3 protein-coding genes and 1 pseudogene are annotated in these 2,201 nt (G+C 48.9%); all 4 read left to right on the plus strand.

Translation table 11 applies throughout. From position 1 onward, the window contains the following. Positions 1 to 1,295 (plus strand): recombinase family protein (locus WMO29_RS16590; protein WP_349165545.1); only part of this gene is annotated, 1,295 nt, incomplete at its 5' end. Between the two features lie 21 nt (positions 1,296 to 1,316). After that, positions 1,317 to 1,415 (plus strand): annotated as a pseudogene (locus WMO29_RS16790) (Maff2 family mobile element protein); the annotation flags it as partial. A 160-nt stretch (positions 1,416 to 1,575) separates the two neighbouring features. Further along, positions 1,576 to 1,848: a helix-turn-helix domain-containing protein gene (locus WMO29_RS16595; protein WP_002593556.1), complete on the plus strand. Its 273-nt coding sequence runs from the start codon at positions 1,576 to 1,578 to the stop codon at positions 1,846 to 1,848. Beyond that, the gene (locus tag WMO29_RS16600) at positions 1,808 to 2,197 is read left to right on the plus strand and encodes a TnpV protein (RefSeq protein ID WP_009296082.1); all 390 of its coding nucleotides are present in this window, start codon (positions 1,808 to 1,810) and stop codon (positions 2,195 to 2,197) included. Before WMO29_RS16595 ends, WMO29_RS16600 begins: the two co-directional genes overlap by 41 nt. The last annotated feature ends 4 nt before the right edge of the window (positions 2,198 to 2,201 follow it).

Genomic DNA, 2,201 nt, shown 5'->3' on the forward strand with positions numbered 1-2,201 from the left:
CACAGAAAGGTGTCCGCTTCATCGCTATCAATGACGGAGTGGACAGCGCACAGGGCGACAATGACTTTGCCCCTCTGCGGAATATTTTTAACGAATGGCTGGTGAGAGATACGAGCAAGAAAATACGGGCGGTAAAACGCTCAAAAGGCATGAGTGGCAAGCCCATCACAAGCAAGCCTGTGTATGGCTACCTCATGGACGAGGACGAAAATTTTATTATTGACGAGGAAGCTGCACCCGTAGTCAAGCAGATATACAACCTCTGCCTTGCCGGAAACGGTCCGACCAAGATAGCCCGTATGCTCACAGAGCAGCAAATCCCCACGCCGGGGACGCTGGAATACCGCAGGACGGGACACACCCACCGTTACCACCCCGGCTATGAGTGCAAGTGGGCGACCAATACCGTTGTGCATATCCTTGAAAACCGGGAATACACGGGCTGTTTGGTAAACTTCAAGACTACCACGCAATCCTATAAGTGCAGTAAAATCATTTACAATGACGAGGATAAGCAGGCAATCTTTGAGAACCACCACGAACCTATCATAGACACCCAGACATGGGAACGGGTGCAGGAGCTTCGCAAGCAGCGTAAACGCCCCAACCGCTATGATGAAGTGGGCTTGTTCTCCGGCATACTGTTCTGTGCGGACTGCGGCAGTGTCATGTATCAGCAGCGATACCAGACGGACAAGCGCAAGCAGGACTGTTATATCTGCGGCAACTACAAGAAGCGCACCCATGACTGTACGGCGCACTTTATCCGCACCGACCTCTTGACCGCTGGTGTACTCTCCAATCTGCGGAAAGTGACAAGCTATGCGGCAAAGCATGAAGCCCGGTTTATGAAGCTCTTGATTGAGCAGAACGAGGACGGGGGCAAGCGCAGGAACGCCGCCAAGAAAAAGGAACTGGAAGCCGCCGAGAAACGCATAGCCGAGTTATCCGCTATCTTCAAGCGGCTGTATGAGGACAGCGTGACCGGGCGCATATCGGACGAGCGTTTCACAGAACTGTCGGCAGACTATGAAGCAGAACAACGGGAGCTGAAAGAAAGAGCCGCCGCTATCCAAGCGGAGCTTTCCAAAGCACAGGAAGCCACCGTGAACGCAGAAAAGTTTATGAATGTTGTCCGGCGGCATACCAGCTTTGAAGAACTTACCCCTACTCTGCTGCGGGAGTTTGTAGAGAAAATCGTTGTGCATGAGTGCAGCTATGACGAGAACAAGACCCGCAGACAGGACATTGAGATTTATTATTCTTTTGTTGGCAAGGTGGACTTGCCCGAATAACCGCCCGACCTATCCGACACAATGCGCAAGTGCCGGATAGGAACGGCAAAATTTTTTACACTTCTATTACTTCTTTATCACACATCAGCAAAAAGTCAGGGTGTCAAGCAGTTCATGGCTAATTAAAGGGAACAAAAAAGAAAGGAAAACCAATCCAGACGGTATCAGCGGCAGGATACAAGAATAAATTGTGATTTCACAAGATTGGTGCTATAATAAGAGAAAAGTTCCTGCCGGGGCAGCCGCCCCGGTGGTATGGATAGAAAGGCAGGAAAACAATATGCACATCAGCTATAAACCACTCTGGCACACACTGTTAGAGCGTGATATGAGGAAAGAGGATTTAAGGCTTGCTGCTGGTATGACAACAAATATGATTGCCAACATGAGCAAAGAGGGAAAGCACATCAGCATGGATACATTAGCCCGTATCTGCGAAACGCTGAATTGTGAGATTACCGATGTGATTGAGTTAGTACCAGACGAGCCTGCTTCCACAGGAGGTAAGGAACATGAGAGAATTGAAACCAAGAATAACGGAAAACGGAATTGATTATATCCTTGTCGGAGATTACTACATCCCGGACTTGAAACTGCCGGAGGAACACCGCCCTATCGGAAAGTACGGACGGATGCACCGGGAATATTTAAGGGAAGTCCACCCAGCCAGATTGAATACATTGATACTGACCGGAGAATTGTGGACATATCTTGCAGACCTGAACGAACAGGCACAGGAACGGTTAGACACTATCATGGAGCAGATGAAAGCCACCGAGGGCGTGACAGAGGAATTGAAGCGAACTCAACAAATGGAATGGGTGCAGCGTTGTAATAACATTCACAACCGGGCAGAAGAAATTGTTTTGCATGATATAATTTATTCATACGGGAGTAATTAAATCG

It is taken from the genome of Laedolimicola intestinihominis (genome assembly GCF_040096155.1).
Classification (GTDB): domain Bacteria; phylum Bacillota; class Clostridia; order Lachnospirales; family Lachnospiraceae; genus Laedolimicola; species Laedolimicola intestinihominis.

Coding starts and splice junctions, on each gene's coding strand:
- WMO29_RS16595 (WP_002593556.1), top strand. CDS start 1,576: ATGCACATCAGCTATAAACCACTCTGGCACACACTGTTAGAGCGTGAT.
- WMO29_RS16600 (WP_009296082.1), top strand. CDS start 1,808: ATGAGAGAATTGAAACCAAGAATAACGGAAAACGGAATTGATTATATC.